Here is a 25,729-nt window from a genome sequence, read left to right as displayed (position 1 = left end):
TGGAGGGGATTGGCTTGACGACGGTACGAACGGAAACGGATTCTTTGGGAATGAAGGAGGTTCCGGCCTCCGCCTATTACGGCATTCAGACGCAGCGCGCGCTGGAAAACTTCCCGATTACGGGGGTAACGATACATCCCGAGCTCGTCGCCGCTTTGGCTCATGTGAAGAAAGCGGCTGCGAAGGCGAATATGGATTTGGGACGACTGCCGGAGTCCATCGGGCAGGCGATCGTTCGCAGCGCCGACGAGGTGATCGCCGGACAGTGGGCGGACCAATTCGTCGTCGACTCCATCCAGGGAGGGGCGGGCACGTCGATCAACATGAATATGAACGAAGTGTTGGCGAACCGCGCGCTGGAGCTGATGGGGCATTCCAAAGGCGATTATTTTCATTGCAGTCCGAACAATCATGTGAATATGTCGCAATCGACCAACGACGCGGTTCCGACAGCGATAAGAATTGCCGCTTATTTGTTGACGGAGCGGTTGCTAGGCACGATGCGGGAAGTGCGTGCGGGGTTCGTACGGAAGCAGCGGGAGTTCGACGACGTGCTGAAATCGGGGAGAACCCATTTGCAGGATGCCGTTCCGATCCGCATGGGGCAGGAGTTCGGCGCTTACGGGAAAGTGCTGGAGCGGGACATCGGCCGAATCAGCCGCGCTTCGTCCGGCCTGCTTATTGTGAACATGGGGGCCACCGCGGTCGGGACGGGCCTGAATGCAAGCGTGGATTATATTCGTCTTGTCGTTCGTCATCTGGCCGACGAGCTTAAGCTGCCGCTGCAATCGGCCCCCGATCTGGTCGATGCGACGCAAAATACGGATGCCTATACGGAGCTGTCGGCCTCGTTAAAAGTATGCGCCGTTAATCTGTCCAAAATATGCAACGACATTCGCTTGATGGCTTCGGGCCCGCTGGCCGGGTTAAACGAGCTGCTGCTGCCGCCCAGACAGCCGGGCTCGTCGATTATGCCGGGAAAAGTCAATCCGGTTATGGCCGAGGTGGTCAACCAGGTCGCTTTTCAGGTCATGGGCAACGATCTTACGATTGCCATGGCTTCGGAGGCCGGACAATTCGAGCTGAATGTGATGGGGCCGGTCATCGCGTTTAATCTGCTGCAATCGCTGCACATTATGCAGAAGGCGCTGCATGTTTTTAACGTATACGCGCTTGAGGGCATGGAGGCGAACCGGGCAAGATGCCAGGCCTATGTCGATCAGAGCTTCGGGATCGTTACGGCGCTTAATCCGCATCTGGGATATGACGTGGCCTCGCAGCTTGTGAAGGAGGCGTTGGCCACGGGAAGCAATATTAAGGATATTATTATGGAAAGACAGCTGCTGACGGCGGAGGAGATGAATGAAATTCTCGATCCGCTGCAGATGACGACGCCGGGGATTGCCGGGGAACATCTGCTGGACGGGAGAGGGTAACTCGCTCGGGCCAGGAAGCGACTATTATTTAACTTGTCCAATGGGGGACGGCGACCGATGCTCGCAGCGTATTACAAGCTTTCTTTTCAGACGAAAATTCAAGCCGCTTTTATTGTGCTTATCGTGCTGGCGGTCTCGTTAACCGGGGGAGGCGCTTACTGGCTCGCTTCGAACATTGTGCAGAGCAATGCCGAGAAGTCGGGCCAGGAGGCGATTCTCAGAACCAAGCAGGTACTCGACGAGAGAATGAGGCATATTGCCATTTCCGTTATGACCTTGATGTTCAGCGACGTGTTCAAGGATACGGTGCGGGACGTCTCGCTGTACGATTACTCGAATTATTACAAGCTGCTTTCCTCCATGCAGCCGGTATTTGCCCAGATCAAGCTGAACGAGCCGTTGACGCAATCGGTTCTGATCTCGACGCCGATGGGGGACTTCTACGAGACCGGGAATACGCGGAACGTGGCGGTTCCCTTCCTCGATTCGGAGCTGCACCGCCTGCATACGGAAGCGAAGACCGATCTGTGGGTCGGGGGGCATGTCGATCCTTATTTCGCCAGCCATCAACAGGTGATCTCGCTTGTGATGAAGCCGATTACGAACGTGGATCAAATTTATATTGTCGTCAACGTGCTGGAAAGCTCGTTCAAGGACGTGATGCGCGCCAACCAGGCGGAAGGATACGACGATATGATTCTGATTCAGCCGGACGGCTCCGAGGTTCTCCAATCCTCGCCCCGGCTGTGGAAGTTTCAGATGGAAAACAATAAGCCGATGCTGACGACCAGTAATGAGAGCGATTACATTTTGAGCTATACCGATCTGAATTTGAAAGAAGGCTGGACGCTGGTCAGCGTTCAGTCCAAATCGAAGGTGCTGCAGCAACTGAACCGCATCAAATGGATTATGATATCCGTTGCGGCGGGCTGCATCCTGGTCGCTCTGCTGGTGTCGAGAATGCTGATGACCTTCCTGATGAAACCGCTTCATCATCTGCGAACGCTGATGAAGAGAGCCGAGAGCAACGATCTGAAGGTGCGCTTTGCGAGCCCTTATTCGGATGAGTTCAGCCTTGTGGGGGAGAGGTTTAACCGCATGCTGGAGCAAATCTCCAGCCTGAACGAGATGAACGAGCGCATCTACAAGGAGAAAAGCAAAGCCGAGGTGAAAGCGCTACAGGCCCAAATTTCTCCCCATTTTCTCTATAACACGCTCAATACGATCTACTGGAAAAACAAAATGAAGCAAAGCCAAAAGGTCGGGGATATGGTGCTGTCGCTGTCCCGGATGTTCCAGCTGGGGCTGAACGGGGGCAACGAGATGACGACTCTGGGCAACGAATTGACCCACGTCGAACAATATCTGCTGCTGCAGCAAAGCTCCTATGAGAATTTATTCCGTTACGAGATCGCGGTGGAGGAGGAGTCGCTTCGTCTCGAACCGGTCTTGAAATTATGGCTTCAGCCTCTGGTCGAAAACTCGATTCTGCACGGATTCAAAAACAGGCGGGAGGGCGGAATCATTCGCATTGCCGTACGAAAACAAGACGGCTGCCTGATCTGCACGGTCGGCGACAACGGCAGGGGCATGGATGCAAGGACGATCAAGCAGCGATTGAGCGATCCGCGGCTTGCGGAGAACGGCCATGGATACGCTTTGCGCAATATCGATCATCGGCTTAAGCTGTATTACGGCGAGCAGGCTTCCATGACCTTCGAGAGCGTCCCCGACGAAGGGACCGTCATTACGCTGCAAATTCCTTTGGGAGGAGATTAATTATGAAGGTGCCGTGTACGCTTTGCGTGATCGACGATATCGCCAGCGTGGTACAGGGCGTCTCCGAGCATATTCCGTGGGAGCAATACGGAATCGAAGTCGTCGGAACGGCGCTTGACGGGGGGGAAGGGCTGCAGCTCGTGCAGAGCGTGAGGCCGGATATTGTGTTGACGGACATTCGCATGCCGAATATGGACGGGATCGAGATGCTGGAGAGATTAAGAGAGGACTCCTACGAGGGGAAAATTGTGTTCTTCAGCGGCTACAACGATTTCTCCTATGCGCAGCAGGCGTTAAAGCTCGGCGCTTACGATTACATCACCAAGCCGCATTCGGACGAACAAATTATCGAAGTGATCCTCCGGGCGAAGCAGGCCATCGAAGCGAAGGCGATGGAGGACCTGCAATCGCTTGAAATCCGCAGCAAGCTGAAGGAAAGCCTGCCGATTTTGCGGCAGGAGTTTTTTAGCCTTCTGCTGCATCACCGGACGAACGAGGACAATATCCGCAGACGGTGGGATTTTCTCCAGTTGGATCTTCCGCTGCAGAATTTAACCGTGCTGGTGTTCGAGATCGATCAGCTGGCGGAGAAGCAGACGGACTTATCCGTCGAGGAAGTGGAGCTCATCCGCTTTTCCCTGCAGAACATTGTGGAGGAGACGATAGCCGCTTACGCGCAAGGGGTAATCTTCCGCGACACCTTAAGCCGCTTCGCGGCCATCTACCATCACCGGGAGGATCTGGAGCTGACGCGGATTGCCGATAAGTGCCGCGAGCATATTGCCGCTTATACGAAATTTACGGTCACGATAGGTCAAGGCAGGACGGCCGCTCATGCGGGCGAATTAAGCGAAGCGTATCAGGAGGCGAATCTGGCGCTGTCCTATCAGTTCTATACGGGCGGCAACGTCGTGCTGGCGTATGAGGATGTGGCGGGCCGGGAGAAGAAGCTGCCGAGGTATTCGAAGGATTACGAGCAGGAGCTGGCGGTGTCTCTGCGTTCGGGCAACGTTGCCAGGGCGCGCGAGGCGTTAAATCTTATCTTTGATGAGCTGTCCGGCGGCCCGACGCTGCCGGAGCCGATGAACCTCGTCGGCGTCTATTACGAGCTGGCCTCCCAGATATTGCGGATATTGCTGGAGAAGATTCCTTATTCGGACATTCAGCCCATGGAGCAGAAGCTTCGCGATCGGTCGTGGTCGACGATGCTCCCGCTTAAGGAACTCCAGCAGCTGATCCTGGATTTATGCGAGGAGGGCTGCCGGTTAACGGAGAGAAGGCAGCGTTCGATGACGGCCGGCATGGTGGATCAAGCGATCGCCTTTATTCAAGAGCATCTGCATAGAGACATAACGGTTGCGGATTGCGCCAAGCACGTGCATCTGAGCCCCAACTATTTCGTGAATGTGTTCAAAAGGCAGACCGGCCGCACCTTCGTTCAGTTTGTGACGCAAGCGCGCATCGAGAAAGCCAAGACGCTGCTGCTCGAAGGCCGTCAGGTGCAGGAGATCGCCGCCGAGGTCGGCTACGAGGATCGACGCTACTTCAGCGACGTATTCAAGAAAGCCGAGGGAATGACCCCTTCCGAATATACCCGTAAATATTCTCCCTAATGCTTTGAAATGTCCCACTCGTCCGAGTGGGAATTTTTATATAATCGGCTTGTAAAACAAACACGGAGAGGGGAAATGGAAAGTTATGAAGCGTAGAACGTTATTTATTGGCTTGGCTTTCATCCTGATATTGAGCTTGATCGCCTGCAGCGGCAGCGGGGATAACAAGCAGGAGAATACCGCCTCTTCGCCTTCCGCGGCGCCGGAGTCGTCCCAAGCGCCGTCCGGGGACAAAATCAAGCTCGTCTTCTGGACCTTCGACCGGCATGACAGCGATTTCGTGAAGGAGGTCGTGGACCGGTACAACAGTACGAATCCCGACAACATCGAAGTCGAAGTGACCTCGATGGCGGAAAATTACGTGCAATCGGTGGACATCGCTTTTTCGAGCAATCAGACCCCCGACATTTTGCGGCCTAACCAGGATACGACGATTCCGTTTGTGAAGAAAGGTTATTTGGAGCCTTTGGACGGTTATTTGACGGAGGAGATGAAGGAGAAATTCGGCCCCACCTTCCAGGATCAAGTGAATCAGTTCGACGGTAAAACGTATTCGCTTCCCAACTTCGGCTATACGCTGAGACTGATCTACAACCAGGATCTGTTCGATAAAGCCGGCATTCAAAAGCCGCCGACTTCGCTGGAGGAATTGGTGGCGACGGCCAAGGCGATTACGGAGGCGGGGAAAGCGGACGGGCAGTACGGCTTCGCGCTGAATTTCAAAAGCCCGAAGAGCGCCCTGGATCGTTCGGCCCGGGAGATTTTGCAGCTAAGCGGCTATGACGGCTTCGGCTTCGACATCCGGCAGGGGAAATTCGATTTCAGCCCTTATGCGCCGATCATCGAAGCGTTTAAGCAGATGAAGGACGACGGAAGCATGCTTCCCGGCGTGGAATCGCTGGACATCGACCCGCTGCGCGCGCAGTTCGCCCAAGGGAAAATCGGGATGTACCTCTCGTATTCGGCCGAGGTGGGCGTATACTCCAACCAGTTCCCGACAGAGATCAATTGGGGAGCCGCGCAGGCGCCGTCCATCGACGGCACGGTGAAAGGAGCGGCCGGCTTCGCCAATTCCGGACAATGGCTCGCCATTTCGAGCGGGTCGAAAAACAAGGAAGCGGCCTGGAAGTTCCTGACGTATATGTACAGCGACGACGTGCTGCAAACCTATCACGAGCGCGGCTTGGGCGTAGCGGCGGTGCCCGCCATCGCCTCCAAGGCGAGCAAGCCGGACATCAAAAATAGCGACGGCTTCATGCTGACGGAATACGACGCGTTGTGGCCGCTGCCGCCGGCAGTGAACATTCAAGGACTAGATTACGGCAGTGCCTTCCTGAAGTACATGCTGGAAGGCGGCGGCTCGCTGGATCAGACGATCGAGGATTTGAATGCGCGTTACAACGACGCGCTCGGGAAGGCGGTCGCTTCCGGCGAAGTGAAGGTAACGCCGGACCCCGGCTTCGATCCGCTGAAGCTGCAAGGAACGATGCTGGCGCAATAAACAGAAAGGAATAAGCGCGGAGCGGAGCGCCGCCTCCGCGCTTGTTCGAGAGAGGGGCGGATAACTTGAATAAGAAGTGGCGAACCCATGCGGAGAATTACGGCTTCCTGTTCCCGAGCTTCTTATTAACCGTCGTGTTGGGCATCTATCCGATCTTCTGGGGCATGCGGTATATGCTTTACGATTATAAGGGCTACGGTCAAGAGATTTACGTGGGCTTCGACAATTTCGTCCGGCTGTGGGGCGACGACTTGTTCTGGAACGCGGCGCGGAACACGGCGATCTATGCCGGGGGCAAGATCGTCGTCACGATTCCGGTGGCGCTTATTCTGGCGGTCATTCTCGATCGCGGCCTGAAGGGACGGCATGCGTTGAGAGCGATTTATTTTATGCCGACGGTTATTAGTACGGCGGTGATCGCGGTCGTGTTTTTCATGATCTTTAATTCGTATAACGGCCTGCTGAATCAATTCCTGATGAAATACGGCCTCATTGCCGACGCGATCGACTGGCTCGGACCGAAGCATGCGATGCTGACCGTCGTGATCGTGGCGATCTGGGGCGCGATCGGGAATTACATGCTGCTGTTCCTGGCGGGACTGCAGGGCATTCCGGCGGACCTGTACGAGAGCGCGGACATCGACGGAGCGAACTTCCTGCAGAAGTTCTGGCGCATTACGATCCCGATGCTGGGACCTGTCATGCAGATGATCATGATGCTGGCGATCACCATTTCCCTCAAGGGCTACGAGAGCATTATGGTGCTTACGGAGGGCGGTCCGATCGGCAAGACCGAGGTGCTGTATCTCTATGTGTACAAGCTGCTGTTTCCGGTGTCGACCGGCGGCGGAATGCTGCAGGAAATCGGCTACGGAAGCGCGGTCGGCTTCGCTACAGCCGTCATTGTCGGCGGCGTAACGGGAATTTATTTCTACTTGTCGAAGCGGCTCAACAGGATTTACTAGGAGGTGATCGAAGTGGAGACAGTCGTTGTCGGGGCGAATCCTCGAAAAAACAGGCTTGCGGATCGCAAGGGGGCGCTGCTCAGAAAAGCGATTGCCCGCATTTTTCTTTGGGTCTTTTTACTTGTCGTGGCGTTCTTTACTTTATTTCCCGTGCTGATGGCGGTGCTGGGCTCGTTCAAGACCAATATCGAGCTTACCGCCGGAGCGACCCTTTTCCCGAAGCAGTGGCAATTCTCGAACTATCTCGAAGCGTGGCGGGGCGCCAATTTTTCTTTGTACACGTGGAACAGCTTGTTCGTCAGCGGGACGGCGACGATCGGCGCGCTGCTCGTGGCGACGATGGCCGGATACGTCGTGGATCGCAGGGATTTCGCGGGGAAACGGCTGTTTGTGTTCCTGCAGGCTTCCACCATGTTCATCTCCATCGGGGCGGTTGTGCTTCGTCCGCAATTCGAGCTTATGGTCAAGCTGCACCTGAACACCTCGCTATGGGGCGTCATTCTGATTCTGATCAGCGCGCATGCGTCCACCTTTTTTATTCTGATCGGCTTTTTCAAAGGAATTCCCCGCGAAATCGACGAATCGGCCATGCTGGACGGCTGCAGCTTTATGGGCATCTATTGGAGGATCGTGCTCCCGCTGCTCAAGCCGGGTCTTGGCGTTGCGGCGCTGTTCGCGTTCCGGGCGGCCTGGAACGAATATATTCTTCCCCTGGTGTTTACGATGAACAATACGAAGCTGCAGACATTAACCGTCGGTCTGGCCAATTTGCGCTACGGCAGCGGGGCGGCCATGCAGACGCATCTGATGATGGCGGGGGCTTGTTTGTCGATTCTTCCGATTCTGATCGTGTATATTTTCGCGAATAAGTCGTTTATGCATGTGACGGCGGGTTCGATTAAAGGGTAAGCGCGGATAAAAGGGACGGGGGACCAGTTCCGCTTCACGGGTCCCCCGGGTCGCTTCGTTATCCTTGCAGCAGCGCGTTCAGCGCTTCTCCGGTCAACAGGTTGCCCACGTAGAAGCTCCCGAATTCGCCGTATCTTGCGCTCACTTCGTCGAAACGCATTTCGTAAACCAGCTTCTTGAACTGCAGCGCGTCGTCCGCGAACAAGGTCACTCCCCATTCCCAATCGTCGAACCCGACGGAACCGGTAATGATCTGCTTCACTTTGCCCGCATAGCCGCGGCCGATCATGCCGTGGCTTCTCATCATCGTTTTGCGCTCTTCCATCGACAGCATGTACCAGTTATCCTGCAGGTTGCGCTTCTTGTTCATCGGGTAGAAGCAAATATGCTTGTTCTTCGGCAGAATCGGCTTCAGGCGCGCCGCGATCTCCGGCACCTGCGTCGGATCGACGCCGGGAGCTCCCATGTAGTTGCTCAGCTCCACAACGCTGACGTAAGAGTAAGCCTTCACCGTATAACGGGCAAAGCTGGAGCGGTTAAACGCATTCTCGATCTCGTTCAACTCTTCCAGCGTTTCGCGCAGATGCATCAGAATGAAGTCGGCCTTCTGTCCGACGATCGAATAGAAAGCATAGCTGCCTTCCTTGCGCTCCTCCGTCGCCGTCCATTCCGCGCGCAGCTTCGCGAACTCGTCCAACGCGGCGGCGCGGTCCGCGGGAGTCGCGGCGTTCCAGGCTTGCCAATCGATCGTGCGCAGGTCGTGCAGCGCGTACCATCCATCCAATGTTTGAGCGGCTTCGCTCATCGGTCATCTCTCCTTGTCCAAGGGCGTGTCTGCATCCTCCGAGGACAGCGGGTTTGCAGGCACGCTCTAGCTTGTTTCTTCCATTGTAGCCCAAGCGGAGAGCGGCGGGCAAACGGCACGGGCGCATAAATCGGGGGAAAACGGGGTTTTCGGCGTTTTGTTCACAGCTCATTCACACCCCCTGCGTTGACTGGGACAGGAGCAGCTTGTAAACTGGAATAGAGTCTTATTTTGGAGGTTTGCGCGATGATCGGTGGAGTCGTCGGCGGAGTGCTGTTTGGCATTATCGGTTCTCTGCTCTGTCTGGTGCTGTTTTTCGGCATCGGTTTTATTTTGAACATGCTGATCAAGACGACCTGGTTCCCGCTGTGGCTGTTCGTGATCGTCGTCATTCCGCTCGGCATTTGGCAGCTGTGGCAGGATGACTTGACCGTTACCGAGAATATACAATCGCTGCTCGTGTCCGATACGATTCTGATCGTGGCCGGAGGCGTCGGCGCTTATTTGAGCGGCTGGGCGATCCGCGCGCTGCGGCGAGGCGGCTATAAAATGTTCTAAAGCGCGGCCCCGCTGCCGCGCGAAGTCGGGAGGAGTCGCATGCTCCGGTTAACGGAAGGGTTGAAAATGGCGAAGTACGCGCTCGTGGGCGGATTGAACACGGGAGTGGATTTCGCCGTTTTTTGTGCGCTGGTGTACGGATTGGGCGTTCCTTCGGCGGGGGCGCAGGTCGTGTCCTATTTGGCGGGCACGGCCAACAGCTATTTGCTGAACCGCTATTGGACATTCGGAGTGCGAGGCAAGAGGAGCGGGGCGGAAATGCTCCGGTTCGTGCTTGTAAACGCAGTGTCGTTCGCGGCCGCCACGGCGGCATTGCTGGGACTCGAATACGGCGGGCTGGAGCCGGCCGCCGCCAAGGCGGTCTCCGTGTTCGTCTCCCTGGCGGTGAACTACGCGGGCTACCGGCTATGGGTGTTCGGCGGCAAGCGGCAGCCCGGACGCGGGCAAATCGGCGAGTCCGAATCTTGATTTATATGCTACAATAGAAGGATCATCACTTTGAAGAAAAGAGTGTCGATCCCGCGATGCGCGTGTCGAATTTAATGGAATTTACGGAAAATCACCGGTTTATCGTCAGCAGAGACTTTGCGCTCAGCAGTCTGGACCGGAAGGTGTTTGTCGGCCTCTATCAGCCGATAACGGGGGCGGTTTCGGCCGCCTTCTACCAGCTGCTCTACCATCAGATGGCAGAGGATGGCTCGGGCATATCGGCGCCGGAGTCGCAGCGCAAGTTGTTTCTCGGGCTCGGCGTGGAGCTGAACGCCGGCGGCCGGCAGTCGGTCGTCGAGGCGGCTTCGCGCCTGGAGGCGATCGGCCTGCTGCAGGTGTATCGCCATCATAATCCGCTGTCGGAGGAGACGCTGTACGAATATTCGCTTGTGCGGCCGCTTAGTTCCGCCGAGTTTTTCGCGAGCGAGCATCTGTCGCTGCTGCTGCGGGACAAGGTCGGCAAGAACGCGCTGCTGGAGCTGCGCGACGGCTTCGCGCCGGAGCCGCCGCCGGAGCTGGCGCGTTTCGTCAATCGCGAGGAGGCGACGGTTCACTTCTCGGAAATTTTCCGCATCAGCCCCGGCTTTGTCGATCCGGAGCTGGAGGCGGGCTGGTCGGAGAGCGCCGTCGCCAAGGAGCGGCCTTCGTTTCGGCCGGCGGAGCGGATTCGCCATAGCGAGATGATGCTGCGGTTTCCGCGCGGCTCGGCGAACCGGGTGTTCGTGGAGCGGCTGAACCGGGCTCCGCAGGCGATGACTCAAATCAACTATTTGGCCTATAAATACGATCTGGAGGTGCCGGAAATTTGCCGTTTGCTCGACGAGGACGGCATGTTCCGCCACGACGGCACGCTGCAGTGGGACGACCTGCAGCAGCGGGCGAATCTGATGTACCGGCAGGATCGCAGACGCGCGGAGGAGCGCGAGCGGTTTCTCGCCAGAGGTGAGGAGCGTTCGGGCAGTGTGCCTGCGGACGAGCCCGCGGCGGCAATTCCGCCGGCCCTGCTGCTCGCCATTCCCGAGCGGTTCCAGGAGAGCGTATCGGCGGAGCGTTACAACGAGATGCTTCGCAAAGAGCCGTATACGCGGATGCTGGCCCGTTATTTCCCGGGAGAGGTGCCGGACAATTTCGTGCGCGTATTCGAGCGCATCGACCTAAGCTACAAGCTGCCCGAGCCGGTCATCAACGTGCTGATCCATTACGTGTTTTCGCTCGGGCGGGCGCAGCGGCTGACGAAATCATTCGTCGATGCGATCGCCTCCAACATGCTGGCCAAAGGCATCGACACGCTCGAGAAAGCGGTTCTGTACGTCCGCGAGCAGGAGAAGCTGAACGAAGCGCTCGATCGCAAAAACCGCGGGGAAGACGCGCCGCGCGCCGCGGCATCCGGCGGACGCGGCGGCGCGCGGAAGAAGCCCGCGATGTCGGTCGTCAAGGATACGGGACCGACGGAGGAGGTCACTCCGGAGGAGCTGGAGCGGATGCTGGCCCGGGCGAGGGAACGGAAGAGCAAAAAATGACGCCGGCAAGGAGCTGCGACGAATTGAGCGATGCTTTATTTCGACGCAGGATCTAAAACGACCCGAGAGAAGGAGGCCTCGAGTATGGAATCGTTAAGAGACGCTTTGAGCAGGCTGCCGTTCGGTCCGCAGTCGGGACAGGGGCGCGATATCGCCGAACAAGTGCTTGCCGATCCGCTCGTGGTCGACCTGCGCCGTCGTTATCCCGAGCTGGACGAACAGACGCTGCGTCTGAACTTGAACCGCCTGTACCAGATGACCAAGGAATCGCGCAACTGCCAGGCCTGTCCGGGCCTCGAAGCCTGTCCGAACGACATGCAGGGCCATTCGACAGGCATTTCGTGCGAAAGCTTAAACGGCCGCTGGCAGATCAACGACTTCAAAACGCCGTGCTCCAAATGGATCGCGTTCGAGAGCCGGGAGCGCATTCGCCGCCGGGTGACGAGTCTGTATCTGGACAACTCCGAGCTTGGGCAGTTTTATGATGAAGAAGAGATGATCCGACTCGATGCGAACCGCGCCGTGGCCGTAGATCAGCTGCAGGAATTCGCCGACAGCGTGGAGGAATCGGGACTGCCCAAGCGCGGCTTGTTCCTTCAGGGCGACTTCGGCACGGGAAAGACGTACTTGGCCGGCTACCTGCTGCACAGATTGGCGCAAAAAGGCTACTCCGGCGTAATCGTCTATATGCCCGATTTCGTCGAGGACGCCAAGGCGCTGATGTTCGAGCCGCTGAAGCTGAAGGAGACGGTGACGCTGATGAAGGAGGCGGACCTGCTCGTCTTCGACGACATCGGCGCGGAAAATTTGACGCCCTGGGTTCGCGACCATGTACTGGGCGCGATTCTGAACTACCGGATGAACCGCAAGCCGACCTTTTACACGTCCAATCACAATCTCGAGGATCTCGAGAGGCATTTCAGCTTCACCCACAAGGAAGGCGAAGAGATGCACAAGGGACAGCGGCTCATGGACCGCATCCGTCCGTTCGTCGACATCATCCATGTTCGGGGACGCAATCATCGCGGCTTCGGGAAATAAATTGCAGGGGCTTTTCCAAAAGCTTGGGCAGCGCTGATCATCGAGGCAGGGAGGGGGATGTATCTTCTGTAGAGCGAAGCGCCTGCTTCATACGGTCGTGAAATCACCTTGTTACGAGTTTAACAATTCCAATTTCATGACCGTATCGGCAGCGGAAGAAGATACATCCCCCGTTCTTAATTTTCGATGATCCTAATGCGCTGCACTTAAGTGACTGCTGGAGCAGCCCCTTCAGTTAAACCGTCTACCCTTATTTCAGAGAAAATTCCCCCCTGCATGGCGCCGTTTCGCGCTATGATGGAATGGGGGATTTTTGTGTTGGAGACCTAATGTGCAGACAGGGGAAGGTGACGCATACGGACGCGATTTTCAGGCGCTTCAAAAATGTGACGTTCAAAAACCGGATCATCTTTATTTTCCTCATCAGCAGTCTTGCGCCGTTCATCTGCCTGGGCGTGATCTCCTTCTATACGATCGATTCGATTATCGGCAACAAGGTGGAAAGCGCACTGCAGAGCAACCTTCATCAGGACCTGATCACGCTGGAGAACGCCTTGAACAATATGAGCCATGTGTCCCAGCAGCTCGCTTACGGCGGCGGAACGAACCGGCTGTTCGAGCAGCTGTCCAACGAGCAGGAGCCTTACGAACGGCTGCGCCTGGTCAACGAGATGAGAAGTGAGCTGAACAACATTACCTTTTCCAATCCGAACGTCGGCTTGGTGCTGTATTATTACCCGGACAAGCGCGAGTATCAATATGAAAATTTTCGCGTCAGAGGCAGCTTCGAGCCCGACAGTCTGCCCGTCTTGTCGGCGTACCCGGAGATTACTTATTACGGACCGCATCCGAGCTACAACGGATCGATCAATCAATACGTATTCAGCATTATGCGCAAGGTCAACCAGCCGGATCAAAACGTTTATCTGTATATCGAATCCGGACGGAACGCGCTTAAATCGCTGTTCGCGCCGCAAAATCAGAAGGAAACGTCCCGCCGCCTGCTGCTGCTGAGCGACGACGGGGACATCGCCTTCAGCGAGGTCGGCGAGACGTTCCCGGTAAGCTCGCGGTTTCCCGGCTTCGACCCCGAGGTGGAATCGGGCTATTCCGGACCGTATTTCTGGAACAAGGAGACGAGCAATCAAGGCTGGAGCATCGTGTCGGTGCTGCCGGAGCGGGAGCTGAAGCAGGAGCGCAACCGCTGGCTGCTGCAGATCACGGGCATCTTTCTCGTTTTTCTGCTGATGGCGGTGCTGGTCGCATGGGTGCTCTGGAAAATGGTCTACCGGCCGCTGGACAAGTTCCATCATGAAATCAAATCGCTGATCCACTCGGAGGCGCAGGTGCGGACGGAGCCGACGTTTATTCCCGAATTCGATTATTTGCTATACCAAACCCGCAGCATGAAGGGGAAAATCTGGGCGCTGTACAACGAAATCGAGCAGAAAGAGAAACGACGGGCCGATCTGGAGGTGGAGAAGCTGCTCTACCAGATCAATCCGCATTTTCTGATGAATTCGCTCGATACGGTGCACTGGCTGGCTCTGATGAACGGCCAGGAGGAGATCGACAAGCTGGTGCTGAGTCTCAACAAGCTGCTGTACTACAACCTGGGGAAAATGGGAGAGGCTTCGACGATCGGCGATGAAATCGAAGCGCTTAAGGAATATTTGCAGCTGCAGCAAATCCGTTACGACTTTCAATTCGATGTCGATCTGGATGTGGACGAACGGTGTCTCGGCCAGCCGAGCCCGCGCTTCCTGCTGCAGCCGCTGGTCGAGAACGCGCTGTATCACGGAGTCAGCGACGACGGGTATATTTATGTCGGCGCGCGAATGCTGGACGACAAGCTGCAAATTGTCATTCAGGACAACGGAGAGGGCATGTCTCAGGAGACAATCGACGCGCTGCTGAGCGAGGACGCCCAGGAAAGCCATAAAGTGGGGATGGGAATCGGCATGAAATATGTAAAGCGAATACTGCAGACAAGCTATGGCGATACGGCGGCGCTGCGGATTAAAAGCGATATCGGCAAAGGCACGATCGTGACGCTCAGTCTGCCGGCGGCAAGAGGGGAGCAAGCGGGATGATACGCGTGCTCGTAGTTGACGACGACAAGCTGGTCCGCAAAGGCTTGATCTCCGCGATGCCCTGGAAGCAGTTCGGGATGGAGGTGGCCGGAGAGGCGAACAACGGCGACAACGCCTTGAAGTTTATGGAGGCCCATCCGGTGGATTTGCTGATGACCGACTTGTCGATGCCGGTCATGTCCGGCATCGAACTGATGCGCATCGTTCGGGAGCGGTATCCGCACGTGCAGATTGTCGTTCTGACGCTGCATCGGGATTTCGAATATATCCAGGAAGCGCTCCGTCTCGGGGCGATCGATTATATTGCGAAGATTCAGCTGGAAAAGGAGCAGTTCGAGGAGGTGCTCGGTCGGATCAGCCGCCTCTGGAAGCAGAAGGAGCGGCAGCAGCTGCAGAGCGGAAGAAGCGATCCCGACGCGGAGTGGGAGGCGGGCGCGCCGGAGGCTTTGCGGGTGCTGTATGCGCTCCATCCCCAGGGAGAGCACATTCGGCAGGAAGCGCTTCCCGGGCAAGCGGTCGAGGCGGAGCCGGGCATCTGGTATTGGCCCGCGGACGCCGCGGCCGATGACGGGTCGTCGCCGGAGACGAACGATGCGGTTGCGGCGATGACGCTGATCGGCTTGCAGGGAATGAGCCGCAAAGCGGTTTTGCAGCTGCTTCGCTCGTACCGGAAGCACGATTTGTTTTACGATTACGACCCTGCGTCTCCGTCGTACACGGTGAATGCCAGGGACGTGCTGGAGCGGGACGGCGGCGAGCCAAGTCCGTCCATGGAGACGATCAGCGAGCAATGGGGAGCGGCGGAATGGATCTACGAGGACGAAGCGTTCCGGCGGATGCTGCGGGAATTGAAGGCACTGCGGCTGCCTGCGGTGCGGCTGATTCGGATTTTTATTTCGTTGTCGGACGAATGGAATCGGCTGTACAGACCGCTGTTGGCGCAGCCGATCGCGATGGAGGATTATTTTGCAAGCTGGCATGGGTTTCGGCTGTGGCTGACGGAGGTGCGGGAGCAGATTCGCGAGGCCGGGGGGAAGCCGCAGTTTTCCGCGGAAATCCGCGGCAGCCTGGACAAGGCGATGAGCCTGGCCCGCCAGCACGTCGGCGAGCCGATCTCGACCGGGGAAATCGCCCAGACGGTCAATATGAGCAGCAGCTATTTCAGCCAGTGTTTTAAGCTGTATACGGGCCAATCCTATGCCGATTATGTCCGGAATATCCGCATCGAGCAGGCCAAGGGTTTCCTGCGCAACACGACGCGCACGATCCAATGGATCGCCGAGCAGTGCGGCTACTCGGACGAGAAATACTTCAGCCGGCTGTTTCGGGAGCAGACCGGCCTGCTGCCCAGCGAATATCGCCAGAGGAACGAGCTCTAGGGCGTGTATGCAACCTCCGAGGATAGCAGATTATGCCGAATTTTCGTTCCATGCCAGGAACTTTTGCGAAGGCGTACCGGGGGTACGTCAAAGGGTCGAAGCAGGGGGCGAAAAGGCGGTGAAAGATGCCCCTGAGCGGGTTTGCATACACGCCCTAGGTAGAGAGCCGCACGAAATGAAGGTAGACAATTTCGTGCGGCCGTTTGTTTTAAAACCCGAATTTCTCTACCCCGTTCCGCCAAAGCTCTCTATCTCGCGTCCGTAAAAGCCCGTGATATATTGAAGTCGTCACAGGATGCAACCATTTCAAAGGGGGAGCACAATGAAAAAGCATTTGACGTTATTGCTCGCGCTTACGGTCGCTGCGGGCAGCTTGTCCGCCTGCAGCGGCGGAAACAAGGAATCCGGCGGGAGCGCCTCGGGCAGTCCGGCGGCGACGACCGGCGGCAGCCAGGAGACGAGCGCGCCTTCGTCGTCGGCGGCGGAGGAAGCCGTGGACCCGTTCGCGAAATTCGATGCGCTGACGGAGATTTCGATCGGCCGGGCGATCGATCCGAATTACAAGTTCGACGATACCGATACGCCGGAGGACAATGTGTATACCCGCTGGCTCAAGGACAAGTACAACATCGCCGTCAAGCATGCCTGGGAAGCGGCGCAGGGAACCGATTATCAGCAGAAGGTCAGCCTGGCGATTTCGAGCAACGACCTGCCGGACGCGATGGTCGTCAACGAAACCCAACTGAGACAGATGGTGAAGGCCGGACAATTGGCCGATCTGAGCGAGGTATATGAGAAGTACGCAAGCCCGGCTTTGAAGGCGGTCTACGATTCCAACCCCGGCCTGCTGGACAGCGTTACGTTCGACGGCCAGCTGTTCGCGCTGCCGGAGACGACTTTGCCGTCGGCTCCGCTGACCTGGGTGCGCAAGGACTGGCTCGACCAGCTCGGGCTTCAGCCGCCCAAAACGCTGGAGGATATCGAGAACATCGCCCAGGCGTTTATCGACCATAAAATGGGCGGGGACAACACGATCGGCATTGTCGGCACACAGCAGGGCGGCACGCTGTATTCAACCTTCCTGAACTCGACGGACCATTGGTACAACTTCTCGTCGATCTTTTTCGCCAATGACGCTTATCCGGGCATCTGGGTGAAGGACGAGAGCGGCAACGCCGTATACGGCTCGATTACGCCGGAGACGAAGCAGGCGCTCGCACAGATGAGAGAGTGGTACGACAAAGGCATTTTGGATAAGGAGCTGGGCGTGCGCAAAAGTACGGGCGAGGTCGTCGCGAGCGGACAAACCGGCATTTTCTTCGGGCCATGGTGGTCCGCGTACAACAACATTCCGGATAACGTCAAGAACGATCCGAAGGCCAACTGGCGGGCGTATGCCGCTCCGGTCGACGCCGCGGGCAAGTTCAATTCGAACTCGGCGACGGGCAGCAGCTATATTGTCGTGAGCAAAAAATACAAGCACCCGGAAACGGTAATCAAAATGCTTACGCTGCATCAGTGGGGCAAGGACGAGGAATATCAGACGCTGACGCAGGGCAAGCAGCTGACATCTCAGGAGGTGCCGCTGTTCCTCATTCTCGGCGCCGGGGATCAGCTCGAATACGCGGTCAACTCGCTGCGCGATTATTTGGCGGGCAAGATGAAGCTGGAGGATTTCGACCAGGTCAATTACGGCTGGGCTTACGAAATGGCCAACCACGCGCTGAACGTCAAAAAAGAACCGATGGACGACTACGACATCGAATATTGGGACCAGACGACCGATGAAGGCTTTTTCACTCATCTGTACGCTCACTTGAACGGCGGATCAGCTTTCGTCGATGCCGATATCAACTGGGTGCGCAGCATCGCCACGGCTCAGACCAAGACGATGGAATCGAGATGGACGAACCTGAAAAAGTTGGAGGACGAGACGTTCCTGAAAATCATCATGGGCAGCGCCGAGCTGGATTCGTTCGATACGTTCGTGCAGAAATGGAAGGAGCAGGGCGGAGACAAGATTACGGAAGAGGTCAATGAATTGAAGTGAGTTGGCGTCGCAGCGGCTGTCCCGTAAGTAAGTTGCTATGAAAGATAATCGATGAACAAGGTGACAGGGGGATGTACCTCCCTCCGATGCTATACGCCCCTGAAATTTGAATAGGTAAACCCGTTGTAAGGTGATTTCAGGAGCGTATGAGGCAGTCTCCGGGAGGTACATCCCCCTTCTTTGTCTATCGATCATCCCAAGCAGCATTGCTAAGGGACAGCCGCTGCGCAATAAGGAGAAATAAAAATGCTCAACAGAGGTTTCCACAAGCACTATTACTTCATGCTGCTGCCGGGACTGGTCTGGCTGCTCTTTTATAATCTGCTGCCGATGTACGGCATCCTGACGGCGTTCAAGGATTTTAATCCAGGGCTTGGCATCCTGAAGTCTCCATGGCTCGGCCTGGAAAACTTTCGCTACATGTTCGAGCTGGACGACAGCAAGCTGATTTTCAGAAATACGATCGTGATCGCCTTCGCGAAAATGGTCGGCAACCTGCTCGTTCCCCTTGCCTTCGCCTTGATGCTGAACGAGGTGAAAAATCGCCTCTTCACACGCACGGTGCAGACGGCGGTTTATTTGCCGCACTTCCTGTCCTGGGTTATCGTGGCCGGGATGATGCTGGACATTTTCTCCTACAACGGGCCGGTAAATCAGGGGCTTGCGGCGCTCGGCGCGGAGAAGCTGATGTTTTTTACGAACGAAAAGCTGTTCCCGGCGCTGCTGGTCGGAAGCGATGTGTGGAAGGAGTTCGGCTTTAACGCCATTATTTTCTTCTCGGCGCTGACGTCGATCAATCCGGAAATGTACGAGGCGGCGGCGATCGACGGAGCCTCCCAATGGCAGCGGCTGACGCGGATTACGATTCCGAGCGTTCTGCCCGTGGCCGTGCTGCTCGCTACGCTCAGTCTCGGCAACATTTTGAATGCCGGCTTCGATCAAATTTTCAACATGTACAATCCGTCCGTCTACTCCACCGGCGACATTATCGATACATGGGTTTACCGCGCGGGTCTGATCGACATGCAGTACGGGCTTGCTACGGCAGTGGGCTTGCTGAAGTCGGCGGTCGGATTTTTCCTGATTACGATTTCTTACGGCCTGGCCTACCGATTCGCCAACTACCGAATTTTTTAACATAAAGGATGAAGTCCCATGGTTACCGAACGCTCGGCGCTGTCCAGATTGTTTAACGGCTTAAACGTCTTCGTGCTGATTGCGACGATGCTGCTCTGCCTGCTGCCGGTGTGGTACACGCTCTCGATTTCCCTGAGCGACAAGGCCGCGGCTGCGGCCGGGCGCGTGTTTCTGCTGCCTGAGGGGTTTACCTTCGATTCCTACAGGACGATCGTGAACGACGGGCAGTTTCTGAAGTCGTTTTTCATTTCCGTGCAGCGGGTCGTCTACGGCTCGGCGATCTCGTTTATCGTCGTTCTGCTGATGGCTTATCCGCTATCGAAGACGTCCAGGGAGTTTCGTCCCCGGAATACGATCATGTGGCTGCTCATTTTTGTGATGCTGTTTAACGGCGGCCTCGTTCCGTGGTATTTGACGATGAAGCTGCTGGGAATGATCAACAGCATATGGGGACTCGTGCTGGGCGGCGGCCTGCCGGTATTTAACGTCATTCTGGTCATGAACTATATCCGCAACATGCCGAAGGAGCTGGAGGAGTCGGCGCTGATCGACGGCGCGGGCCCGTGGCGCATTTTGTTCGGCATTTTGATGCCGCTGGCGATGCCGGTGCTGGCTACGGTGCTTGTGTTCACGATCGTGTACCATTGGAACGAATTTTTCCAAGGGCTTGTGCTAATGAACAAGGCGGAGCGTTACCCGCTGCAATCGTATATTCGGCAGGTGGCTGTCGTCATCGATCCGACCCGCATGGACGAGGAATCGGTCAAGCGGATGTCCAACCTGTCCAATCAGACGCTGAACGCGGCGAAAATATTTATTTCGATGCTGCCGCTGCTCGTCATCTACCCGTTTCTGCAAAAATATTTTGTCAAAGGCATTACGCTGGGCTCGGTTAAGGGGTGAATTCATGTGCGGAATAAACCGCAGCGGCTGCTTGCCATTTCGCTGCTTCTGGCGACGTTGGGGCTGAGCGCTTGCACGGGCGCCGACGGCGAAGACGGAGCAACGGATACGGTTGCGAAAACGACGGAAAAGGAGGGGAGCGCCATGTCGGTATCGGTTCCGGCCTGGTCGGAGCGGGCGGTGATGTACGAGGTGAATGTACGGCAGTATACGAAGGAGGGAACGTTCCGCGCCTTCGCCGAGCATCTGCCCCGGCTTCAAGAGCTGGGCGTCGATATGTTATGGCTGATGCCGATTCATCCGATCTCGCAGACGAAGCGCAACGGCACGCTCGGCTCGTATTACGCCGTACAGGACTACAAAGCGGTCAATCCGGAATTCGGCACGAAAGAGGATTTCAAGGCGCTGGTGGACCGAGCGCACGAGTTGGGCTTTAAGGTTGTGCTGGATTGGGTCGCCAATCACACCGGCTGGGACCACGAATGGCTGGTGAACCCCGGCTGGTATACGACGGACGAGGCGGGGAATATCGTCCAGCCTCCGGGAACGAACTGGACGGACACGGCGGATCTGAATTATGCCAATGCGGATATGAGAGCCGCCATGCTGGACGCGATGAGGTATTGGGTGGAGGAGTTCGATATCGACGGTTACCGCTGCGATTATGCGGGCGGAGTTCCGGTCGATTTCTGGGAAGAAGCCCGCGCGGCGCTGGAGCGGATCAAGCCGGTCTATCTGCTGGCGGAGGACGATCAGCAGCTCGGACTGCTTCGCCATGCTTTTAACGCCAACTACGGATGGCGTCTGTATAACCTGATGAACGGCATCGCCAAAGGTCAAGGCCAGAGCCATGTCGAGCAGCTGCACCGGTATGCCGAGCGTCTGGCCTCCGACTATCCGAAAGGCGCTTATCCGCTGCATTTTACGTCGAACCACGACGAAAATTCCTGGACCGGAACGGAATACGAGCGTTTGGGCCCGGCGGTCGAGACGATGGCGGTGCTCTCTTTCACGATGCCGGGAATGCCGCTGATCTACTCCGGGCAGGAAGCCGGGCTAGACAGACGGCTGGCGTTTTTCGAGAAGGACGAGATCGGCTGGGACGACCTGCCGCTGCAGTCTTTTTACCGGACGCTCGCGGATTTGAAGCACGGCCATCCCGCGCTGTGGAACGGCGTGGCGGGCGGCTCGTACGAACGGCTGGAATCCGGGGGAGACCCGGTGCTGGCGTTCGTGAGGAAGCACGAGGACAGCGTTGTGATTGTCCTTGCGAATTTGTCCGGAGAGCCGGCACAGGGGAAGGTTCGAACGGATGCTTTCGCAGGCGCGTACGAAGCTTTCCCGGATGGGGAATCGGTAACGTTGGCCGCCGAGCTGACCGTCGATTTGCAGCCTTGGGAATATCGGATCTATACGGCTTCTGCCGACTAAATAAAGGAATGCGGCCTCCTTCTGATGCGGGTATCGTCATCAGGGAGGCCGCATTTTTTGGCGGTTCGGCGCAGATGCAGTTAAGGGGTGCCGGCTGTCCATTCTGTATGATTATTCATACAAAATATGGCGTTGGAGCGGCCGGGGCGGTGAATTTGTGTGAAAAATCACACAAGTTGGCCTCAAATAGATGAAAAGGGCCGAATCTTGTGTGAAATTTCATATAAAACCAAAATTCGGGTTTGAGCAAAAGAGATCTCTCTGATCAGGAAGGCTACTTTTTTTCAAAATGGATTTATCAGTTTTTTTGATAGACACTTATTGACAGTTCGCTTATCCACCTGATAAGATTTCACCAATACCAAGTAAATAGATAAGATTTACATGGTATATGGTTATTGTGTGATAAGTCGCGTTCCGCACAACACGAGTTGACGGGCGCGCCAAAGGGACCGCTACCCGTGACCGGAAAGGCCAACCGGAGCGAAGGAGCGCAAAATCACATTGAAATGGTTGGGGTGGATAAACATGAAAACATTAAAAAGTTTCCAATTCGTACTTATCGCGGCGTTGATCGTCACCGTGCTGGCGGCATGCGGCTCTAAAAACAATAACGGCGAGCCGTCCAACGCAGCGTCGCCAAGCTCGCCCGCCGCGAACGAATCGCCGAGCGCTTCGCCTTCCGCGGAGCCGAGCAAGGAAGTTCCGAAAGACATCGAACTGCTTAACGTATCTTACGATCCGACTCGCGAGCTGTACGAAGAATTCAACAAAAGCTTCGTGGAATATTGGAAGGAAACGACCGGCGGCAAAATCACGATCAAGCAATCGCACGGCGGTTCGGGAAGCCAGGCGCGTTCGGTTATCGACGGCTTGGGAGCGGACGTCGTCACGCTGGCGCTCGGCTACGACATCGAGGCGCTTGTGGAGCCGGGGCTGATCAAGCCCGACTGGCAGCAAACGTTCGAACAGAACAGCACGCCTTACACGTCGACGATCGTTTTCCTTGTCCGCAAGGGCAATCCGAAAGGCATTAAGGACTGGGACGATCTGATCAAGGACGGCATCCAGGTTATTACTCCGAATCCGAAAACGTCGGGAGGCGCGCGCTGGAACTACTTGGCCGCATGGGGCTATGCAACGAAAACGCTCGGCTACGACGAAGCGCAGACGCTCGATTTTCTAAGCAAGCTGTTCAAAAACGTGCCGGTGCTCGACACGGGCGCCCGCGGATCGACGACGACGTTCGTGGAAAAAGGCATCGGCGACGTGCTGCTGGCCTGGGAGAACGAAGCCTATCTCGCGTTGAAGGAGTTCGGCGACAACTACGAGATCGTTACGCCATCCCTGAGCATTCTGGCCGAACCGCCGGTCGCCATCGTCGACAAGAACGTCGACAAGAAAGGCACGCGCGAGGCGGCGACGGAATACCTCAAGTATCTGTACACCGAGCAAGGCCAGGAGATCGCGGCGAAAAACTTCTATCGCCCTCGCCTGCAATCGGTGGCCGACAAATACAAAGACCAGTTCGGCGAGCTTAATCTGCTGACGATCGATCAGGATTTCGGCGGCTGGAACGAAGCGCAGACGAAGCATTTCTCCGACGGAGGCACGTTCGACCAAATTTACACGCCGGGTTCCTAACCAAGGGCCGGCAGGAGGTTTAACGCGGCATCATGACACGTATTCGAAAAAAAGAACGGATTTTTCCCGGATTTTCCATCACCTTGGGCTTTACGATCCTCTATCTCAGCTTGATCGTCTTGATCCCGCTGGCGGCGCTGGCCATCAAATCGGCGGACCTGTCCGCCGCGCAGTGGTGGAAGACCGTGTCCGATCCGCGCGTCGTAGCCTCCTACAGGCTGAGTCTGACGACCGCGTTCGTCGCGGCCGCCGTCAACTTCGTCTTCGGTTTGCTGCTTGCCTGGGTACTCGTGCGCTACGAGTTCCCGGGCAAACGAATCATAGACGGACTCGTCGATCTGCCCTTCGCGCTTCCGACGGCGGTAGCGGGCATCGCGCTTACGACCATCTATGCGCCCAAAGGCTGGATCGGCTCCCTGCTCGAGCCTTTGGGCATTAAGGTGGCGTACACCCCGATCGGTATTACGATCGCGCTGATCTTTATCGGAATCCCTTTCGTCGTGAGGACGGTCCAGCCGGTGCTGCAGGACTTGGAAGCCGATATGGAGGAAGCGGCGGTGATGCTGGGCTCGTATCGCCTGCGCATTTTCTTCAAAATCATTTTGCCGGATTTGCTCCCCCCGCTGCTGACGGGCTTCGCGCTGGCGTTCGCCCGCGGCATCGGCGAATACGGCTCGGTCGTGTTCATCTCCGGGAACATGCCGCTGAAGACGGAAATCGCGCCGCTGCTGATCATTACGAAGCTGGAGCAGTTCCAATACGCGCAAGCCGCGGCGATCGCCGTCGTGCTGCTGCTGATCTCCTTCGCGCTGCTTCTCGTTATCAACATTTTGCAAAGGTGGAGCAATCGCCGCCTTCGCGCCGTGAAGGGGGGCTGATCGGGCATGGCGGGTATCGTTACGAATCCGCGGGCTTCGACCAAGTCCGCTGCCAAGCCGCATCTGTCGGAGCCGAGAATCGTGAAGTACGTACTGATCGCCGTCGCGCTGCTGTTTGTCGCCCTGATCGTGCTGCTGCCGATGGCGGCGGTGCTGGCGGAAGCGTTCCGCAAAGGCTGGAACGCATACGTGAGCGCCCTGACCGATCCGGACGCGATGTCGGCGCTTAAGCTGACGCTCATTACCGCGCTGATCGCCGTTCCGCTGAATACGATTTTCGGCTTGGCGGCGGCGTGGGCGATTACGAAGTTCAAGTTTCGCGGGAAAAATTTTCTCGTTACGCTGATCGATTTGCCGTTCGCGGTGTCGCCTGTCGTGAGCGGACTGATCTACGTGCTGCTGTTCGGCGCGCAAGGGCTGCTCGGACCTTTGCTGGGCAAGTACGACATTCAAATCATTTTCGCGACGCCGGGCATCGTGATCGCTACGATGTTCGTTACCTTCCCATTCGTGGCCCGGGAGCTGATCCCGCTTATGGAGACGCAGGGCGTAACGGACGAGGAAGCGGCGGTCAGCCTCGGGGCGAAAGGGTGGCGTGTGTTCTTCAAGGTGACGCTGCCGAATATCAAGTGGGGGCTGCTGTACGGCATGATTTTGTGCAACGCGAGAGCGATGGGCGAATTCGGCGCGGTATCGGTCGTCTCCGGCCATATTCGGGGCGAGACGAACACGCTGCCGCTGCATATCGAAATTTTGTATAACGAGTATCAGTTCAGCGCCGCGTTCGCCGTCGCTTCCCTGCTGATGGTGCTGGCCGTCGTCACTCTTGTCGTTAAGTCCATTTTGGAAAGCCGCATGAGCGAGGAAAATCGCTAAACTCAGTCAACATCGACAAAGGGAAACGGAGGAATCGCAGATGGCTAAACCGGTAGAAGTAGACGAACGCTGGCTGGCGCGGATCGCCGAGCAGGTGAACGGATTGGAATACGGCGAGGTCAACATCGTCGTGCATGACGGAAGAATCGTGCAGATCGAGCGGAAGGAGAGAAGGCGGTACGACGACGCAGCCACAGCGCGCGCCACGCCGAAGCAGGGGCAGCGGGAATCGCTCAAGCCATCTTGAGCAGGCGGGCGGGGCAGGTCGTCTCCGGAAGCGCTTGGAGGACGGATCATTAATGGCGGCGTTAGGGAGCTTTTCCCGGCGCCGTTTTTTTGCGTAATGGAACGTTCCTTGGCGGTCTCGCAGGCTGTTGCTCCGGCGATTCGGCTGCTGATCAACCTTTTAACGGCCTGACAGACCGCTATTCCGGTGATCTGCCGCTGATCAGCCTTTTAACGGCCTGACGGACCGCTATTCCGGTGATCTGCCGCTGATCAACCTTTTAACGGCCTGACGGACCGCTATTCCGGTGATCCGCCGCTAATCAGCCTTTTAACGGCCTGACGGACCGCTATTCCGGTGATCCGCCGCTGATCAGCCTTTTAACGGCCTGACGGAAGCCGTCGATTAACTGTGGCTAAACACAACGCCTTCTCTCCCACTCGGTAATTTTGCGAGTTCATGTGGGACAGGAGGCGTTTTTTGACGTGCTTGCTGC

At 56.7% G+C, this 25,729-nt stretch carries 21 protein-coding genes; 20 read left to right on the top strand and 1 reads right to left on the bottom strand.

Annotated features, from left to right (window positions below; genetic code table 11):
* The first annotated feature begins 8 nt into the window (after positions 1 to 8).
* From ACFFT4_RS00560 to ACFFT4_RS00535, 6 genes are all read left to right on the top strand, one after another.
* A complete protein-coding gene (locus ACFFT4_RS00560) occupies positions 9 to 1,436 on the top strand; it encodes an aspartate ammonia-lyase (protein ID WP_378044267.1) in 1,428 nt (475 codons plus the stop codon).
* Between the two features lie 57 nt (positions 1,437 to 1,493).
* On the top strand, positions 1,494 to 3,215 hold the full coding sequence (locus ACFFT4_RS00555) for a sensor histidine kinase (RefSeq protein WP_378044204.1): 1,722 nt from the start codon (positions 1,494 to 1,496) through the stop codon (positions 3,213 to 3,215).
* 2 nt (positions 3,216 to 3,217) lie between these two features.
* Complete coding sequence (locus tag ACFFT4_RS00550; protein WP_378044203.1) at positions 3,218 to 4,828, top strand: response regulator; 1,611 nt, start codon at positions 3,218 to 3,220, stop codon at positions 4,826 to 4,828.
* 85 nt (positions 4,829 to 4,913) lie between these two features.
* Positions 4,914 to 6,329 carry an ABC transporter substrate-binding protein gene (locus ACFFT4_RS00545; protein ID WP_378044201.1) on the top strand — a complete coding sequence of 472 codons (1,416 nt, stop codon included), beginning with the start codon at positions 4,914 to 4,916 and terminating at the stop codon, positions 6,327 to 6,329.
* Positions 6,330 to 6,394: 65 nt separating this feature from the next.
* On the top strand, positions 6,395 to 7,294 hold the full coding sequence (locus ACFFT4_RS00540; RefSeq protein ID WP_378044199.1) for a carbohydrate ABC transporter permease: 900 nt from the start codon (positions 6,395 to 6,397) through the stop codon (positions 7,292 to 7,294).
* Between the two features lie 75 nt (positions 7,295 to 7,369).
* The gene (locus tag ACFFT4_RS00535; RefSeq protein ID WP_378044265.1) at positions 7,370 to 8,203 is read left to right on the top strand and encodes a carbohydrate ABC transporter permease; all 834 of its coding nucleotides are present in this window, start codon (positions 7,370 to 7,372) and stop codon (positions 8,201 to 8,203) included.
* Positions 8,204 to 8,261: 58 nt separating this feature from the next.
* Here the strand turns inward: ACFFT4_RS00535 and hemQ are convergent, their stop codons facing one another.
* The gene (hemQ, locus tag ACFFT4_RS00530) at positions 8,262 to 9,008 is read right to left on the bottom strand and encodes a hydrogen peroxide-dependent heme synthase (protein WP_378044197.1); all 747 of its coding nucleotides are present in this window, start codon (positions 9,006 to 9,008) and stop codon (positions 8,262 to 8,264) included.
* Between the two features lie 246 nt (positions 9,009 to 9,254).
* Here hemQ and ACFFT4_RS00525 point away from each other — a divergent pair, with 246 nt between their 5' ends.
* From ACFFT4_RS00525 to ACFFT4_RS00460, 14 genes are all read left to right on the top strand, one after another.
* Complete coding sequence (locus tag ACFFT4_RS00525) at positions 9,255 to 9,566, top strand: YuiB family protein (RefSeq protein WP_378044195.1); 312 nt, start codon at positions 9,255 to 9,257, stop codon at positions 9,564 to 9,566.
* A 39-nt stretch (positions 9,567 to 9,605) separates the two neighbouring features.
* Positions 9,606 to 10,034 (top strand): GtrA family protein, encoded by a 429-nt coding sequence (locus tag ACFFT4_RS00520; RefSeq protein WP_378044193.1) that lies wholly within the window; start codon positions 9,606 to 9,608, stop codon positions 10,032 to 10,034.
* Positions 10,035 to 10,090: 56 nt separating this feature from the next.
* Positions 10,091 to 11,575 (top strand): DnaD domain protein, encoded by a 1,485-nt coding sequence (locus ACFFT4_RS00515; RefSeq protein ID WP_378044191.1) that lies wholly within the window; start codon positions 10,091 to 10,093, stop codon positions 11,573 to 11,575.
* A gap of 84 nt (positions 11,576 to 11,659) precedes the next feature.
* A complete protein-coding gene (locus ACFFT4_RS00510) occupies positions 11,660 to 12,616 on the top strand; it encodes an ATP-binding protein (RefSeq protein ID WP_378044190.1) in 957 nt (318 codons plus the stop codon).
* A 329-nt stretch (positions 12,617 to 12,945) separates the two neighbouring features.
* Positions 12,946 to 14,709 (top strand): sensor histidine kinase, encoded by a 1,764-nt coding sequence (locus ACFFT4_RS00505; protein ID WP_378044188.1) that lies wholly within the window; start codon positions 12,946 to 12,948, stop codon positions 14,707 to 14,709.
* Positions 14,706 to 16,088: a response regulator gene (locus ACFFT4_RS00500; RefSeq protein WP_378044186.1), complete on the top strand. Its 1,383-nt coding sequence runs from the start codon at positions 14,706 to 14,708 to the stop codon at positions 16,086 to 16,088. The genes ACFFT4_RS00505 and ACFFT4_RS00500 overlap by 4 nt, the downstream gene beginning before the upstream one ends.
* A 322-nt stretch (positions 16,089 to 16,410) precedes the next feature.
* A complete protein-coding gene (locus ACFFT4_RS00495) occupies positions 16,411 to 18,138 on the top strand; it encodes an extracellular solute-binding protein (protein WP_378044184.1) in 1,728 nt (575 codons plus the stop codon).
* A gap of 246 nt (positions 18,139 to 18,384) precedes the next feature.
* Positions 18,385 to 19,275, top strand: a complete 891-nt coding sequence (locus ACFFT4_RS00490; RefSeq protein ID WP_378044182.1) for an ABC transporter permease — start codon at positions 18,385 to 18,387, stop codon at positions 19,273 to 19,275.
* Positions 19,276 to 19,293: 18 nt separating this feature from the next.
* Positions 19,294 to 20,178 (top strand): carbohydrate ABC transporter permease, encoded by an 885-nt coding sequence (locus ACFFT4_RS00485; RefSeq protein ID WP_378044180.1) that lies wholly within the window; start codon positions 19,294 to 19,296, stop codon positions 20,176 to 20,178.
* 6 nt (positions 20,179 to 20,184) lie between these two features.
* Positions 20,185 to 21,609 (top strand): alpha-amylase family glycosyl hydrolase, encoded by a 1,425-nt coding sequence (locus ACFFT4_RS00480; RefSeq protein WP_378044179.1) that lies wholly within the window; start codon positions 20,185 to 20,187, stop codon positions 21,607 to 21,609.
* A gap of 528 nt (positions 21,610 to 22,137) precedes the next feature.
* The gene (locus tag ACFFT4_RS00475) at positions 22,138 to 23,253 is read left to right on the top strand and encodes a sulfate ABC transporter substrate-binding protein (RefSeq protein WP_378044177.1); all 1,116 of its coding nucleotides are present in this window, start codon (positions 22,138 to 22,140) and stop codon (positions 23,251 to 23,253) included.
* Positions 23,254 to 23,285: 32 nt separating this feature from the next.
* A complete protein-coding gene (gene cysT, locus ACFFT4_RS00470; protein WP_378044175.1) occupies positions 23,286 to 24,131 on the top strand; it encodes a sulfate ABC transporter permease subunit CysT in 846 nt (281 codons plus the stop codon).
* 6 nt (positions 24,132 to 24,137) lie between these two features.
* On the top strand, positions 24,138 to 25,007 hold the full coding sequence (gene cysW / locus ACFFT4_RS00465; protein WP_378044173.1) for a sulfate ABC transporter permease subunit CysW: 870 nt from the start codon (positions 24,138 to 24,140) through the stop codon (positions 25,005 to 25,007).
* A gap of 40 nt (positions 25,008 to 25,047) precedes the next feature.
* Positions 25,048 to 25,254: a YezD family protein gene (locus ACFFT4_RS00460; protein WP_378044172.1), complete on the top strand. Its 207-nt coding sequence runs from the start codon at positions 25,048 to 25,050 to the stop codon at positions 25,252 to 25,254.
* The last annotated feature ends 475 nt before the right edge of the window (positions 25,255 to 25,729 follow it).

The sequence above is a fragment of the Cohnella cellulosilytica genome, from assembly GCF_042431195.1.
In the GTDB taxonomy this organism is placed as follows: domain Bacteria; phylum Bacillota; class Bacilli; order Paenibacillales; family Paenibacillaceae; genus Cohnella; species Cohnella cellulosilytica.
This window is presented reverse-complemented; position numbering and strand designations above follow the sequence as displayed.